The organism is Collinsella sp. AF37-9, assembly GCF_003475115.1.
In the GTDB taxonomy this organism is placed as follows: Bacteria; Actinomycetota; Coriobacteriia; order Coriobacteriales; family Coriobacteriaceae; genus Collinsella.
Map to the genome: position 1 here is coordinate 1 of NZ_QROQ01000067.1, position 752 is coordinate 752.

Here is a 752-nt window from a genome sequence, read left to right on the forward strand (position 1 = left end):
AACGGCCTATTTGCTCAGTGTGTTCGGCTGAGATCGGAAATCAACCACTTTAAATGCACTAATATTGGAGACGTGATGTCCCGCTCGTATGGGTCTCAAACAGAATGGGGCAGCCATGGCTCAACCCAAGATCCTTCTCACGCGTATCGATGACCGTTTCATCTACGGGCAAGACGTTGAGCTGTGGAACGAAGCCGTGGGTTCCAACCTTGTTTTAATCGTCAACGATGAGATCGCGGCGGATTCGCGCCAATGGGCACCCATGAGGGTGGCGGCGCCCGAGGGCGTGTGGACGCGGTTTTTCTCGGTGCAAAGGACCATCGATATCATTCATACCGCAACGCCGCGTCAATGGATTCTGATCATGGTGGCCTCACCCGCCGATGCGCTCGCGCTGGTTAAGGGTGGTGTGCCGATCACCAAGATCAGCATTGGCCATATGCAGGCAGGGGAGGGCAAGCGTCCCATAACGCCCGCGGTTGCCGTGAGTGACGCAGACATCGCCGCCTTCAAAGAGCTGCAAGAACTCGGCATAGAGCTAGAAATCCGCTACCTCCCCAGCTCCAATCCCGACCCCATTCAACTAGTCGTTGGGGACACCCTTGGCACTTGGGGACGTTCCTTTTAATATGAGCAGGACATTGTCAAGAGGCAAAATCGGGCCTGGCCCCAGCGATATGGGGTCAGGCCCTCTCCCTATATCAGCCCGTCCGCGGCGACCTCGGCGTGTCTTACCGACGCTCGTCTTTGCA

Annotated in this window: 1 protein-coding gene; it reads left to right on the top strand. The window is 56.6% G+C overall.

The window, feature by feature from the left end:
* The first annotated feature begins 115 nt into the window (after positions 1-115).
* Positions 116-628 carry a PTS sugar transporter subunit IIB gene (locus DW024_RS09925; protein WP_118377608.1) on the top strand — a complete coding sequence of 171 codons (513 nt, stop codon included), beginning with the start codon at positions 116-118 and terminating at the stop codon, positions 626-628.
* The last annotated feature ends 124 nt before the right edge of the window (positions 629-752 follow it).